At 42.3% G+C, this 15464-nt stretch carries 11 protein-coding genes; 7 read left to right on the top strand and 4 right to left on the bottom strand.

Annotated features, from left to right (window positions below; translation table 11 throughout):
• Nucleotides 1–112 precede the first annotated feature (112 nt).
• Nucleotides 113–2113 carry a transketolase gene (tkt, locus tag HCZ11_RS09410; protein ID WP_167658285.1) on the bottom strand — a complete coding sequence of 667 codons (2001 nt, stop codon included), beginning with the start codon at nt 2111–2113 and terminating at the stop codon, nt 113–115.
• A 352-nt stretch (nt 2114–2465) separates the two neighbouring features.
• Here tkt and HCZ11_RS09415 point away from each other — a divergent pair, with 352 nt between their 5' ends.
• The 5 genes from HCZ11_RS09415 (at nt 2466) to HCZ11_RS19720 (ending at nt 10744) form a co-directional block, all read left to right on the top strand.
• On the top strand, nt 2466–3353 hold the full coding sequence (locus HCZ11_RS09415) for a MipA/OmpV family protein (RefSeq protein WP_167658286.1): 888 nt from the start codon (nt 2466–2468) through the stop codon (nt 3351–3353).
• Nucleotides 3353–3736 (top strand): DUF3019 domain-containing protein, encoded by a 384-nt coding sequence (locus HCZ11_RS09420; RefSeq protein WP_167658287.1) that lies wholly within the window; start codon nt 3353–3355, stop codon nt 3734–3736. Before HCZ11_RS09415 ends, HCZ11_RS09420 begins: the two co-directional genes overlap by 1 nt.
• Nucleotides 3736–4446 carry a response regulator transcription factor gene (locus tag HCZ11_RS09425; protein WP_167658288.1) on the top strand — a complete coding sequence of 237 codons (711 nt, stop codon included), beginning with the start codon at nt 3736–3738 and terminating at the stop codon, nt 4444–4446. Before HCZ11_RS09420 ends, HCZ11_RS09425 begins: the two co-directional genes overlap by 1 nt.
• Nucleotides 4447–4452: 6 nt before the next feature.
• Nucleotides 4453–5637, top strand: a complete 1185-nt coding sequence (locus HCZ11_RS09430; protein ID WP_167658289.1) for an ATP-binding protein — start codon at nt 4453–4455, stop codon at nt 5635–5637.
• A 160-nt stretch (nt 5638–5797) separates the two neighbouring features.
• Nucleotides 5798–10744 carry a S8 family serine peptidase gene (locus tag HCZ11_RS19720; protein ID WP_167658290.1) on the top strand — a complete coding sequence of 1649 codons (4947 nt, stop codon included), beginning with the start codon at nt 5798–5800 and terminating at the stop codon, nt 10742–10744.
• Between the two features lie 59 nt (nt 10745–10803).
• Here HCZ11_RS19720 and HCZ11_RS09440 read toward each other — a convergent pair whose 3' ends face one another.
• Both HCZ11_RS09440 and HCZ11_RS09445 read right to left on the bottom strand, forming a co-directional pair.
• Entirely contained in the window at nt 10804–11949 is a 1146-nt protein-coding gene (locus tag HCZ11_RS09440) for a DUF1624 domain-containing protein (RefSeq protein WP_130050168.1), read from the bottom strand.
• Entirely contained in the window at nt 11939–14023 is a 2085-nt protein-coding gene (locus HCZ11_RS09445) for a TonB-dependent siderophore receptor (protein WP_167658291.1), read from the bottom strand. Before HCZ11_RS09445 ends, HCZ11_RS09440 begins: the two co-directional genes overlap by 11 nt.
• Before the next feature lie 181 nt (nt 14024–14204).
• On the opposite strand from HCZ11_RS09445, the gene HCZ11_RS09450 reads away from it, so the two are divergent.
• Both HCZ11_RS09450 and HCZ11_RS09455 read left to right on the top strand, forming a co-directional pair.
• A complete protein-coding gene (locus HCZ11_RS09450; protein WP_130050166.1) occupies nt 14205–14669 on the top strand; it encodes an energy transducer TonB in 465 nt (154 codons plus the stop codon).
• Between the two features lie 85 nt (nt 14670–14754).
• A complete protein-coding gene (locus HCZ11_RS09455; RefSeq protein WP_175580416.1) occupies nt 14755–15000 on the top strand; it encodes a DUF3297 family protein in 246 nt (81 codons plus the stop codon).
• Between the two features lie 60 nt (nt 15001–15060).
• Here HCZ11_RS09455 and HCZ11_RS09460 read toward each other — a convergent pair whose 3' ends face one another.
• On the bottom strand, nt 15061–15462 hold the full coding sequence (locus HCZ11_RS09460) for a MerC domain-containing protein (protein ID WP_130050164.1): 402 nt from the start codon (nt 15460–15462) through the stop codon (nt 15061–15063).
• Between the last annotated feature and the right edge of the window lie 2 nt (nt 15463–15464).

A 15464-nucleotide genomic window follows, 5' to 3' on the forward strand; every position in this document is an offset into this window, starting at 1 on the left:
GTTTAAGCAGCAAAAAGCCCGCAAACCAAGGTTTGCGGGCTTTTTATTGCCTGCCTTTTAGTAAAAGCAGGCTTATCGTGTTGCGATTACGATAATTTTTTCGCCTGTCACATTATTCAGCAAGTAATGCGTTTGCTTTTGCAACTAGGTTTGCCACTGTGAAACCAAAATGCTCAAGCAATACGGCACCAGGCGCTGACTCACCAAATGTATCCATGCCTAGTACATCACCATCTTGGCCAACATACTTAAACCAGAAGTCACGGTGCGCAGCTTCAACAGCAATCTTTGGTGTACCAGTTGGTAGCACGCTTTGACGGTATGCTTTGTCTTGGCTGTCAAACTGATTCGTTGATGGCATAGATACCACGCGAACTTGCTTGCCTTGTGCTGTTAATTCAGCAGCGGCATTCACAGCTAGTTCAACCTCAGAACCCGTTGCAATAAGAATAAGCTCTGCAGCTTGTTCGCTATCAACAAGTACATAACCCCCTTTTGCAATGTCAGCAACTTGCCGTGCATCACGAGCCATTGCTTTTGTACCCTGACGGCTGAAGATCAGTGAACTTGGGCCGGTTTCTTTTAATAACGCTTGGCGCCAAGCTACCGCTGTTTCAGTTTCATCACATGGACGCCATGCAGTCATATTTGGTGTCATGCGAAGGTTAGCGATTTGCTCGATTGGTTGGTGAGTTGGACCATCTTCACCTTGACCGATTGAGTCATGGGTATACACAAAAATGCTCTGTGCTTTCATTAATGCAGCCATGCGTACTGCATTACGTGCGTATTCCATAAACATTAAGAAGGTTGCGCCAAATGGGATAAAGCCACCATGTAATGCAATACCATTCATGATTGCGCTCATACCAAACTCACGTACGCCATAGAATACGTAGTTACCATCAGCTGCATCTTGTAAGCCTTTTGCTTCTGGCCATAAGGTCAAGTTAGAACCTGCAAGGTCAGCAGAGCCACCCATTAGTTCAGGAAGCTGGTTAGCAAAGAAAGTGATCGCATTTTGTGATGCTTTACGTGTCGCAATGTTTTGCATGTCAGCTTGGCATTTAGCAATGTACTCATCAGCTAATTCAGCAAAGTTAGCTGGTAATGCTTTTTCCAAGACACGACGAGTATATTCTTTTGCAAGTTCAGGATGTGCTTTGCTATAAGCTGCAAACTTTTGCTGCCATGCACCTTCAAGCTCTTGTCCTTTCGCTTGATAATTCCACTCGTTATAAACCTCTTGTGGAACTTCAAATGCTGGGTGTGGCCAGTTTAGCTGTTCACGTACTGCGGCAATTTCGTCGTGACCAAGTGGTGCGCCGTGACAGTCGTGGCTACCTGATTTATTTGGCGAGCCAAAACCTATCACTGTTTTACAACAGATTAGTGTTGGTTGCGTGGTGTTGCTTTGTGCCGCTTCGATTGCACCAGCAATCGCATGCATATCGTGGCCATCAACATCACGAATAACTTGCCAACCGTAAGATTCAAAACGTGCAGGTGTATCGTCAGTGAACCAACCTTCTACTTCACCATCGATAGAGATGCCATTGTCATCCCAGAATGCGATTAGCTTGCCAAGACCTAATGTACCTGCCAGCGAACATGCTTCGTGCGAGATACCTTCCATTAAACAACCATCACCCATAAAGCAGTAAGTGAAGTGATCAACAATATCAAACTGTGGCTTATTAAATTGCGCTGCTAAGGTTTTTTCAGCGATGGCCATACCAACCGCGTTAGCAATACCTGAACCTAATGGACCTGTAGTTGTCTCAACACCTGGTGTGTAACCATATTCTGGGTGACCCGGTGTTTTAGAATGAAGCTGACGGAATTGCTTAATATCTTCGATGCTTACGTCGTAACCGCTTAGGTGTAACAATGCATATTGAAGCATTGAACCATGGCCATTTGATAACACAAAGCGGTCACGGTTAGACCAATCTGGATTTAGTGGATTATGACGGTGAAAGTTTTGCCACAATACCGCTGCAATATCAGCCATACCCATAGGCGCACCTGGGTGGCCAGAGTTAGCTTGTTGAACGGCATCGACAGCAAGTATGCGAATAGCATTTGCAGATTGAGAACTAGGCAGAGTCATCTAATTAGCTTCCTGTTAATATTATAATATAATTAATATCGCAAAAACTCACCCAAATAGCAACTTAATAAACCGCTATGCCAGTAATGACGTGTACTTAAGCCCGCTCTATAGCGCTAAACACAGGTTTTAACACCATTTACTTTTAACAACTTTTCCTAAGTAAATTCATTGCAGCTCTACCAAAAAAGCTAAGAAAAAAAGTAGAGTGTACATAAATATCAAACCAATTTACCTATCTAACTTAAATTACAAAAACCAGAGCTTGCTACAATTTGGTACATTATTTCATTGTTCAAGCAGTTAATAAAAACTTAATGTTAACAAGATTTTTCATTAAGGTTTTTTATTTGTGACTATTCTGGATGGTTGCTCACTGGGGCTGCGAGTTCTATTTCTAATCAGTGCTACTTGCCTTTCATCAATGGTAAATAGTACTGACTCTGCCTATTTGGCTGATGAGGGAGTAAGTCTTGGTTTAAGCTTAGGTTATGGTCAACTCGACAACCCCGTATATAAAAAAGAAGACATAGCTCTGTTTGCTTTACCACGCATTGAGATATTCGCTGGTGACTTCTCATTTGCGAACACTCAGTTTGCTTGGACACCTATCTGGGGTGACAATTATCAAGTGTCATTTTTCACCCAACTCAATGAAGACGGGCTTTATTTTGCTAAACACTCAGCAGTACTGACTGCAATTAGAACAACCAGTGGTCGCCCTTCAATGACACCGCGACCACCTGGTTCAAGTTTTGAAGAACCTTTGGTGATAAAGCGCCGCGGTGATATTACTAAAATATCAAAACGTAAACTGTCTGCCATGAGCGGTATTGAAGCTATTGTTGACTGGCAAAGCTGGCGATTTAGCGCGTATTGGTCAATGGAGCTCACCAACTATCACAAAGGGTTACAAGGCGCATTATCTGCACAGCGCTTGTTTTTGTTTGATCAGCATCTGGTTTTGCTCGGCGCAGAAATACAACATTTAAGTGCTGGTTTGGTGGATTACTACTATGGCAGTGCTTTACAAGAGATAGGAGCAGGGTTTAGCCCTTTTTTAGGCCACTCCAGTCAAAAGTACAATCTAAAAGCCAGTTACCAATACCAATTTAATGAACAATGGAAATTTATAAGCGATGTAAAATACCAACGCTTATCATCGGGTATAGCCAATAGCCCCCTTATTGATGACAGCAACTTACTGTCGTTTTATGCTGGCTTTGCATGGAATTACTGATGATGTTGCGCACCAAGCTCTTTTCAATCTTATTCATTTTTAGCATTGCGTTTGTTAGCAGCACATTCGCACAAGCAGCCTATATCGAAGCAACTCCCGAGAACTGCGTAACAGTAGAGCAAGACTGCATAATGGATGTCTCGATTAATTGGTATACCGAGGTAAGCGAGACTGTGTGTATACGCGTTACTGATCAACAAATTAGGTTATTTTGCCAAAAACCGAATAAAGGACAGAACTTTGCAATCACAGTACAAAACAATCGCAACATTGTGTTAGAGCTACTCAGCGAACAGCTCGAACCATTAGAAAGTACCGAAATTAGTTTATTCCACCAGCATGTTAAAAAACGCCGTCGTGATATCGCATGGAGTATTTTTTGATGAGCCAGCATACTATTTTATACATTGAAGATGATTTTAAACTTGCCCAACTAGTCTCTAATTATTTAAGTAGTCATGGCTATACCCTTGACCACTTTGATAGTGGTTGCCATGCCTGTTACCAAGCGAGCAGTAAAAAATACGACTTAATTTTGCTGGATGTTGGATTAGGATCAGAAGATGGGTTTGAGGTATTTAAAGAGCTTAAACAATACCAAGATACGCCAATTATTTTTATGACTGCAAGGCAGAGCCAAGTCGATCATATTACTGGCCTTGAACTAGGCGCCGATGATTACCTAACCAAACCGGTTTCCCCATCTATATTATTAGCGCGAATTAATAATACCATTCGCCGCAGCCAAGCCGTCAAACCAATAAGTAACACCCATAATGCGTATAATATTCGCTTTGGTTCTTTAAGTATTAATACGATTCAGCGCGAGGCTTACCTGCATAGCCAGCCACTTGAACTGACCAGTGCTGAGTTCGAGATACTGGTCCAGCTTGCTAAATCACCAGGCCAGTTGGTCAGTCGAGACCAATTATTTGATGGCACCATAGGCCGTAAATACGATGGTCAAAGCCGCACCATCGATGGCCGCATTAGCCGCTTACGTAAAAAGCTAGGTGATGAAGCTGTACCTGCACAAAAAATCGTCACCGTATGGGGCAAAGGATATATTTTCTCTCCACAAGCGTGGGGGTGATGAAGTTTGTTGCGGCTGTTTTGTTATTTGTATTTAACGCTGGCAGTTTGTCTAGGAAGTGCTGCTTGGTTACTAGAAACCTATTTTCCAAACCCACCGAGCCACAGCACTGAGCAGCAATTGGCAGAAAAAATCCTGAGCCTTGCGCCTAATAACTCAGGCATTAGTCAAACTCCTCTAGCGAACTTTTACCTTGGTGAGGAGTTACAGGCTTCGCTTTTAGCTGGACAAGTGATTAGCGTTAACGACGCGGACAACAACGTTTACTTTCATAAGCTTGCAGATGATAGAAACATCTTATTAAGCATTGGCCCCTATAGCCAACCGGCTGATTTGGGTTATCAATCTTTAGTTAGCCTTCTGTTTTATAGTAGCTTAGCCTTAGCTGTGGTGATTTTTACAGGCCCACTCCTGTTTGATTTAAATAAGCTACGTAAAGCCAGCAGTAAAATCTCCAATGCTGATTTTACAGCACAAGTGCACTTCACGCGCTTTAGCTTACTAAAAAGTATTGGTGATACCTTTGATAATATGGCTTTAGCGCTGCACAATCGTAATCAAAGCCAACGCGAATTAATCAATGCTGTCTCCCATGACTTTTTGACGCCTATTTCACGAGCTAAATTCGCCCTAGAAGCGGTTGTTGATAACAACAGTTATCGCCACAGTGTTTTGCAAGACATAATTGAACTTGAGCTATTAGTTGAAGAATTCTTAACCTATGCCGAACTTGAACAATGCGAACCCACCTTGTTGGTGAAAGACTACTGCCCAGACGAGCTATTACAGCCCTGCATTACTAAGTTTCAAAGCTATAGCCCTTTGGCTATTCGTCTTGACTGCGAATTAAAAGCTATTTGCGTTGATAAGCAAAGCTTTCAACGCTTATTACAAAACTTACTCGGAAACGCGGTTCGCTTTGCTAATACGCAAATTCATATCAGGGTTTCGCAATGCAAAGACGGCACTTTGTTAGCAATTGAAGATGATGGTCCGGGGATCCCAGAAAAAATGCGTGCCAGCCTTATGCAGCCATTTTCTAAAACTGCCTCGGTGCACCAAACAGGCTATCAGGGTGTTGGTCTGGGCTTATCAATCGTTAAGCAACTGTGCCTGTGGAATAACGCAAAGTTTAGCTTAGATAACGCACAGACCTTAAGTGGTGCAAGAGCAAGCATCTTGTTTCGATAAGCAGTTTTTCGGTAAAAATGTACCAAGCTGTAACAGTGTGTGCCAATTGTTTACATTTCATTGATGTTATAGTCACAACTCAACACTATCCCTACTGATTACAACCGTTCGCGTCTAGCGTGAGCTCATAATTATAATCCTTCGAGGGAAGTTAGATCACATGTTCAATATGAAAAAAGTATCAGTGATGGTCGCATCTGCACTTTACTTAGGTGTAGGTACGTCTGCTGCTGCGCTAAATGATCAAGCATGGCCAGAACAGCCAGCTGGTTATGCGCCAAAGCAAACAGTTACAAATGAATTTGTGTGGGAAGACAAGGTTAATAACACAGTTAAAAAACAAAGCCGAGTTTTCACACCAGAGAAAGATATTAGTGGTATTCAAACTTACATCGTGCAACTAGACGATGCACCAATTTCGACTTATCAAGGCGGTGTTAAGGGGCTTGCGAGCACAAAAGACGTTGTGATGCAAAGTCAACAAGCAGCAGTGCGCTCGACCTTGAATATGACACAACCTGCCATTGCAACTTACGCTAATCACCTAGCAAATAAACGTCAGTCAGTGCTAAACACAGCGATGAGTCAGCAAGGCTTAAATCTGAACGTTGAGCGTACATTCAGTGTGGCATTAAACGGTTTCACCACCAAAATGACACAAGATGAAGCGAAGCGACTTGCCAAAGTTGCAGGTGTTAAGAAAATCACCCGCTCAAAAATCTACAGCCTAAATACCTTTAATACTATTGAGCAAACAGGTGCTTCTGCACTATGGAGCGCCAGTTCTAGCAACCCTAGCAGCAACAAAGGTGAAGGTACGGTTGTGGGTATCATAGATACAGGTATCAACACCGATCACCCATCATTCGCGGCAGTAGGCGGCGATGGTTACACTCACACGAATCCTTTAGGCGAAAAATACTTAGGTGACTGTGCAACTGCTGAATTTGCTGACCTTTGTAACGACAAGCTAATTGGTGTGTACTCTTACCCTGAGATCACCGCAGCTTATGTCGACTCTGTATTTGAAGAGACTCGCCCAGAAAATGGTGAAGACTATCATAGTCATGGCTCACACGTTGCAGGTACCGCTGCAGGTAATATCCTTTACGATATTCCTTACAAGCTGACTGAGTATGAAAACCAATCTTCTGGTTTAGAAACCAATGTGATTTTCCCACAAGTTTCAGGTATGGCACCCCATGCCAATATCATCTCATACCAAGTATGTTGGCCAGGTGGTTCAGGTGATCCATATGCAGGCTGTCCAACTAGCGCAATCTTAGCCGCTGTTGAGCAAGCAGCAATTGATAACGTTGATGTATTAAATGCTTCATTAGGTGGTCTTGAAGAAGATCCTTGGAGCGACCCAATTGAACAAGCATTTATGAATGCAGCCGAAACAGGTGTTTTTGTTGCAGTAGCTGCTGGTAATAATGGTCCAGAATATTCGACGGCTGATCACTCATCACCTTGGGTAACCACAGTTGCAGCACATACTCCGTCAACTACAGTAAACTTTGGTAACAAGCAACTTAAGGACTTAACTGGTGGTGATACATCAGCACCGGGTCCATTTACAGGTGCAGGTGTTAACTTTAACGAGCTATCAGGCTTAATCGTTGCTGCGACTGATTTTGAAAACCCGAATGAAAGCTCAAGCTATGCTCTGGCTAACTGTGACAAGCCATTCCCTGAAGGCACATTTGATTTAGTTGATGATCCAGCTACAGCTATCGATGAAAGCACGCAAAATGTTATTGTGGTTTGTAAACGTAGTTCGTACCCACTGTATTCTAAATCGTTAAATGTACAAGCAGGTGGTGCAGAAGGTTTAATTATTTATAACCACGTATCATTCTACGATCGTTATACAATTCCATCCGTTACGTACCCAATCCCTACTGTTCACATTAAAAACGTGGATGGTGTAAGCTTGCTTGATTGGCTAAGCACAGGCGACAGCCACATGGGGACGATTGAATCAACCGAAGGCACCGTTGAAGCGGTTGATAAAGACCGTATTGCTTTCTTCTCTGGTCGTGGTCCATCATACTTTGGCTTTGACACCTTGCTTGTAGATGTAGCGGCACCAGGTGTTGATATCTACGCGCCGTCATCAGACGATCAGCCATTTACAAGCAATCCAGCCACCTCTGACTGGCAAACGATGTCTGGGACATCAATGGCAAGTCCTCATGTTGCAGGTGCTGCAGCATTGTTAAAACAGTCTCATCCTGATTGGACCCCAATGCAAATTCAATCAGCATTGATGTTAACTGCAAACAATCAAGTAGCTTTAGCACAATACTTAAACAACTATACCGATGATGGCTTTGATGCAGCTCTTGCTGAAATGGGTTCAGGTAAAATGCAAGTTGAGCGTGCTGACAAAGCAGGCCTACTTCTTGATGAAAGCATTGCGAACATGAATGCTGCCAACCCAAGCCTAGGTGGCCGCGAAAAAGCACTAAACACGGCTTACATGGTTGATAATGACTGTGGCTTTAAGTGTACGTTTATCAGAACCTTTACAGCGACAGAAGACGCAAGCTGGACACTTCATACAGAAAACTGGATTGGTAATAGCAAAATTAGTGTTGAGCCAAGCAGTTTTGATATCAAAGCAGGTGAGACACAAAGCATTGTGGTTACTGTTGAAGCAAGGCAACAAGCAACACCACAAGAAATTGTTGATTACACAGGTAACCAAGGTCAAATAGTAATGACCTCTAGCAATCCTGAATCACCAATTCTAGAAATGCCTGTATGGACTTTCGCTGGTGATACTGGTTTACCTGAGTATATTCAAATTGATGCACACCGCCGCTCTGCGACGATGAAAGTGGGCCCATTTAATACTGATGAAATCAGCAACCTAACCACACAATCTTACGGCTTAACAAAAGGTCAGGTTGAAACAGTACATCTATTCAACGACACTACACCAGGCGACCCATTCGATAGCGTAGATGTTGAAGGTGAAGGCGACGCCGTAAACAATAACCACATTCAGTGGACGACAGTGCCAGAAGACGCAAAAATGCTTAGTGCAAGCGTAATGAACGACACTTCACGTGTGCTTGTCTTCATGGGTAAAGATAGTAACGGTGATGGCATCGCTTCATTCGAAGAAACACTTTGTATGTCAACTAGCTACACCCTAACTAACTTCTGTAACATTGTAGATCCAGAAGCGGGTGAGTACTTCACGTTATACATGAGCCTACAGACTTTATCGTATGGTGAAGTTGATCAAGGTATCGAGGTATCGTTTGCAACAGCTGTAACTACTGAAGACAATGGTTCATTAACCGTTACAGGCCCAAGCAGCGTGCCAGGTTATGACGAGCTTGAACTTGATCTTGCTTATAACCTTCCTGATATGGAAGTAGGCGATATCTACTTCGGTGGCTTTGATATTGGCAGTAACCCTGAAGATGCGGGTAACCTTGGTTTTGTACCAGTGATCATCGAGCAAGTTGATAAAGACGTGACCTTTACAGCTAACAAAGACAAAGCATTTGTTGGTGACCTCGTTGACTTCGAAATCAGCGTAATTGCTAATAACGAAGATGAAGCACGTCAGTTTGCACTAAACACTGAGTTCCCTGCAGGGGTTGAAATTGTCCCTGACAGTATTATCGCTTCTAACTCAACGCCGGTTACACCTATACTAGATAGTAATGCGTTAGCACTAGTGGGCGTACAAGAGACAACCAAAGATGTAGAGCGTAATTACAACATTACGACTAACATCACTGATGAAATGTGTTCATTAACATCTGCACATTCTCCGGATCCTTACTACCTAGAATTACGTGAATTGGGCTGGCGCACCCTTGAAGGTGTTCAAGGTCAGTACTACAACGAGTTCGAATATACATTTAAAGAAATCATGAACACTAATCTAGATGTGTCATTCCCATTCTTTAACAAGTATCACTTTGACTCAATTAAACTGAATCCAGCTGGCTTAGTCACATTTGGCTCGCAAGGCCGTACAACGCCATTCCACGTTGAGCTACCACAGGGCAACACTCAGCCGCCACCGCCGCCATATCTCATTGCACCATTCTGGGTGGGTGACAATATGATCCCAGAGCGTGTAGACTCTACTAACGGTAATTATGATGCCAACGCAGGTATCACACCAACTTACACAGTATCGCGTGAGTGGTTAGTACTCGAGTGGGATAATATCCAACGTTCAAGAACTGAAGGCCAATCTGTTGACGTCGAAATGTTCATGCGCATGGGCATTGATTATGAGCCAGGTGAATACGAACTCCTATTTGCTTATGACAACCTAAGCTTAGTTGATGCTCAAGGTTCTATCGGCTTGAAAGCCGCTGATGGCCGAGGTTTCATTAGTGGTGATATTCCTATCGACTTAAACATCGGTAACAAGTACGGCTTCAATAATATGGACGAAGTACTTCACGACAAACTGGTTGTTTGTCTTGACTACACAGGCCCTGAAGTTTCTAAGTTTGATGTGAAATTCCAAGCTTACATTGGTGAACAAGCAGCGAATCAAACTCACCAACTATCACTTACAAATGGTTTAGTAGGTGCAGACGATGAAACTATCACCCTTGATCTTGAAGTTCTAGGAAACCTAGAGATTGCAGCGTTAGCTGACATGTCCGTAGCAGAAAACGAAGCAATTAGTTTTGACGTACTTTACGCTGATGAAAACCAAGTGAGCAACCAAATCGAAGTGTTAGGTGAGAACTTTGCCTATGAAGTATCTGGTCATACATCAGGTAGCACGGTGACTATCACACCAACTGCGCACTTCCATGGTGATATTGATGTAACAGTAAAAGTTAGCGACAGCGTTAACCCAACTGATACAGCAATGAGTTCATTTGTATTATCGGTGATGTCTGATGGCGAAGAGCTTGGCTGTACTGATAGCTCAGCAACTAACTATGATGAAAACGCCAATACTGACGATGGTAGCTGTACTTTCCCTGAGGCAGTGACTCCAGAGACAGAGATTGAAAAAGACAAGAAATCATCAAGCGGTTCATTCGGCTGGTTACTACTAGCAGTTGCACCACTGATGGCACTTCGTCGTAAAAAACCTCGAATTAACTAAGGATTAGTTAATTAGGATAGTAAGTAATGCCGATATGCTTAGCATATCGGCATTTTTCGTTATAAATACTTTAACCAAGGCTTATTAGCCTTACGTTTATATTCACTAAACTTCTTGGTTGGCCAATAAAGCCCTATTGCCAACAGTAAAGTAATAAACCAAATACCGGATATATCACTTACTCCCAAATACTGTCCTTGATTTGCACCCCATATCAACATACCAATTTGATACATAATTAAAAGCACATAGAGGTGTAAAATATAAAAGAACATAGGCACAGATCCATATACACGTAGTGCATTGGTAAAGCGATTAAGCGGCCTTTCAAAGAACCATAAACCAACAAACATGCCTGCTAAAGTGATAAGCAAGAAGCTTAGTGATGGAGGGTACTTAGTCACGTTAAACACCGACATCATAGTTTCTGTTGTGGTGCTAAATATTTGCCAAGGCAGGGTTTCACCATAAATATTAAAACCACGCAGCACAGCAAATAATCCCACACATAACAGCGCTAACAGCAGCAATGCTCGTTTACGCGAATCCGCCGTTTGAGTGTGCGCATATAAAGGACCTGCACAGTAACCCAATAAAATAACGCCAATCCAAGGCAGCACTGGGTAGCTAATTTTTACGTCGATTAAACCACCTTGAGATAGATAGCCTCGATCATGCAAAATCGTCCATAGCGAATATCCAAACTCATCAGGAGTAAAGCTAATTGGGGTCAGTAAGTTATGACCAAATACAATAACTAAGCCAAGTACCAGCAATAGATTACGTGGCAGCTTAATCAATAATGCTAACACCAGCATACAAAGGCCAATCGCCCACATCACTTGTAGCCAAATGGTGTGGTAGTAACCCATCCACGAAAAACAAATGAGGGTTACTTCTAGCGCGATTAAAAATAGCCCTCGCTTTATTAAAAAACTTCGTGCAGAGCGCGCTACACCACTTGCTGGGTGACTATAAAGCCACGCCGATAAACCGGTTAAAAAGATAAAGGTCGGCGCACAAAAGTGTGCAGCAAAGCGACTCCAAAAAAGCCCCGGCGATGTCGTATCAACCACCATAGGGTCAGCCACCTGCATGTGCAAGAAAAAGCGCTCTCGCACATGATCAAGTAACATCAGCAAAATAACGACACCACGCATGATGTCGATACTGTGAATACGGCTTTTAACGTGCTCAGAAGTCATAACTCACGCCAAGTTTAAATTGCGTAGGAGCGCCCGGGTAGGCCCACAATGCATTGTATGAGCTTGCGATGTACTCTTCATCAAACACATTATCAACATTTAATGATACCGTTGTACGTTCAGTCGCTCGCCATTTAGCAAATAAACCAACGGTTTGATAGCTCGGCAGACGAAAAGTCAAATCAGCAGGGTCGCCTAAACGGTCAGACACATATTGGTAATGGCCACCAATCTTTATTTCTTGTTCAAATACACTTAAGTCATGGTTTAAACCAATTGAAAGGTTATTTTTTGGTACGTTAACAAGTGGGCTGCCTTTCGGAATTGGTACTAACCAGTCAACATTTAAACTGTCTGTTGCTGTCTCGGCATCAACATAAGCATACGATAAATTATATTCGGTATTGTCACCCAATGAACCCGTTAAATCTAACTCAAAACCTGTACTATTTGCTTTACCTACTGGCGTTGAATAACCCACATTGACTGGGTCTGCCACCAGCATATTGCTCTTGTTTGCATCAAAGTAAGCAAGCGTGCCGCTGATATTGGCATAGCTAAATTTAACACCGACTTCAAACGAGTCGCTTTCTTCAAAACCGAATGGCTTACCTTCTGCGTCGGTGCCGCTAAGTGGTAAAAAGCCTTCTGAGTAGCTTGAGTAAAAGTTAATATCGTCATTAAGAGCGTAAACCACACCCAAACGTGGGCTAATGCGATTTTCTTTACTGTTAGAAGCAACACCTGACTTAGTTTCAAAGATGTCTTGCTCAATTTCATCAAAACGCAGACCTAGCATCACTTTTAGGTTATCGGTTAAATCAAGCTGGTCTTGCAAATAGATACCATAAGCATTTTGCTCTTCTTTATTCTCGTATTGCATGCCCATTTCAGGGCCTTTGCCAGTGCTGTAATCTGGCTCATAGATATCAATAGTGTAGGTACCATTACCACCACGATAGCGATATAACCCCGTGCGTAATTCATAATCATACGCATCAGCACCAACGAGTACATGGTTCGTAATACCTGCAAAATCAAAATGGCCACTTAATTCAAAGCGTACAGAGGTATCTTCAGACTCATAATCACGGTAACGATGTTGACGAGTTAACGTTCTACCATCATCAAACAAAGATTGGCGAGATGGCGATAGTTCAGCATCAGATGATTCTCCTGTCAGGGTTGCTGAACGATAGTTAGCCCCTGCTAGTAATGACCACTGACTATTAAAATCATAATTATAATTAATCTGATGGCCTCTAGAGTGAACTTTAGTTGGCGCATCATTTGGGTTACCTAAAAAGCGTGACTCAGGAACGGTATCAAAATCATCATTAAGTACCACAATACCGCGATCATACATTTGCTGTTGGTCAACATATTCAAATTCATAAGTAAGCGATGACTTGTCGTTAACCTGGTAATAAAGAGAAGGCGTAATGACGAATTTGTCGTGATGTACATAGTCTCTAAAGCTGTCGCTATCTTGCCATGCACCGTTGATTCTAAATGCTAAATCATCGGTCAGACCATTGGTGTAATCACCTTGAATACGCTTGTGGTCATCACTGCCAAATTCGGCTTGAAGTTGACCTTGCTGATAAAACTGCGGTTTTTTAGTGATGATGTTAATTGTACCACCCGGCTCTGAGCGACCATAGAGTGCTGAGCCAGGCCCTTTTAACACTTCAATATATTCAATGTTTGATACATCACGCGGACCTGCAAAACCGCGACCACCACTAAAGCCGTTAACTAAATAGCCAGATGGCATATTTTCGTTCCCCGACAAGCCACGAATAGAGTAGCTGTCCCATAACGCACCGCCATTATTTTTACGACTAATACTGGCAGAAAAATCGAGTGCATCGCGAAACTTAGTGATACCGTTATCAGTCATCATGTCTTTACTTAATGTGGTGATCGATTGCGGTAAATCTTTTGTTGGAATATCACCACGAAACGCTTGTTTATGCTCGATAGTGATCGTTTCCATATCGCTGTTATCAGCTGCATGTGTATTTGCTGCAAATGCCGCAGCTAAGGCTAAACTAAGAGTTGAGTACTTCATAAGGTCTAATTGTAGAGATTAAGGGAAAACGTTTTGTTATAAAATAACACAAATAACCAAGCTGATATAGTATAACAAATCATTTAGTACCGAATTTTTACTATCTTTTTATTGTTTACATAATACAAGTTCATCATTAGTATTAATAAATGACCAAAAAACAAACAAGTTAAGGAAAACTATGTATAAATCACTTTTAGCATTAACGCTTACATGCGCATCAATCAGCTCATTCGCAAACCCTGACTTATCACGTAAATTTCCATTTGTTGATATTCAAGCACAGGTACTAGATACCACTACGGATAAGCCTAGCTGGCAACGACTCCCACCAATGTCTCATGTACAATACCCGACAGGGCTGTTGAATCGACAAGGCAGTGGCTGCGCAATTGTCAACTTTCAGGTAACACCACAAGGCGATGTGAAAAATCTAAATATAGAAAATTCAGCACCTAAGCGCTTTAGTAAAGATGTTAGAAAGGCAGCAAGACAAATAGTGAGAGACTGGCATTGGCCAGAGCGTAAGGGCGAACAAGTGATTGAGTTAACCATGCGTTTTGACTACTGCTTAACACACGACTTCGACAAAAAGAGTGAAGCCGTTGCCATGTGCGTCGAACATTCAGAACAAGCCTGCGAGTAAACAATAAATTTGCCATGCAGATACTTGAGCCAATGCCAGCTATTGCCTACAATGGCGCACAATTTATTCAATGCAGATCGCAACTATGACTGATACACAAAAACCAGAATTACCAAACCAACTTTCTATCAACCCACGTAGTAAATTTTATGTGGAAGAAGTTTTCGAACATGAAATTGGTGTAAAACTTAACGGCAAAGAGCGTTTTGACGTTGAAGAATATAATATCAGCGAAGGCTGGATCAAAGTCGCTTCTCCAAAAGCGCTTGATCGCCGTGGCCAACCTTTACTATTAAAAGTAAAAGGGTCTGTAGAAGTCTTCTACAAGTAATTCAGTTATTACTGAATGAGCTTGTTGGCCAATCAATGCTTGGCCAACAAGTTTATATCTCTACGAACTAAGGCACTCATTCCCTCGTTTTTTTCCGCACAAGCGAAAGTTAAACCAATGCCCAATGACGACAAATAGCGAGCCCAATAAAGTAAGTATTTTTTCTCCCGCCTCACCAATAATATTTTCGCCAAGCAGCACTGCCGCAGACAACAACACCAGCCCTGCACCGCCTAGCATCAATAATCGGTAACGCTTATGTTTTTTACAGCCTAAAAACAGTGCTAATAAGCTACTTGGCAGTACCGCAACCAACATCCAAAAATGAAACTGTTCGTTACCTAAACCCAATGCTGCAGCACTTGGTAATAAAACCAATAACACAGGCACAGCTAAGCAGTGAATAGCACACATAGCTGATAACCCTATGGCAAATTTATCCATCTTTTCTTGTAATTTCACTG

Origin of the sequence: Pseudoalteromonas sp. HF66, assembly GCF_011806445.1 — a bacterium.
GTDB lineage: Bacteria > Pseudomonadota > Gammaproteobacteria > Enterobacterales > Alteromonadaceae > Pseudoalteromonas > Pseudoalteromonas apostichopi.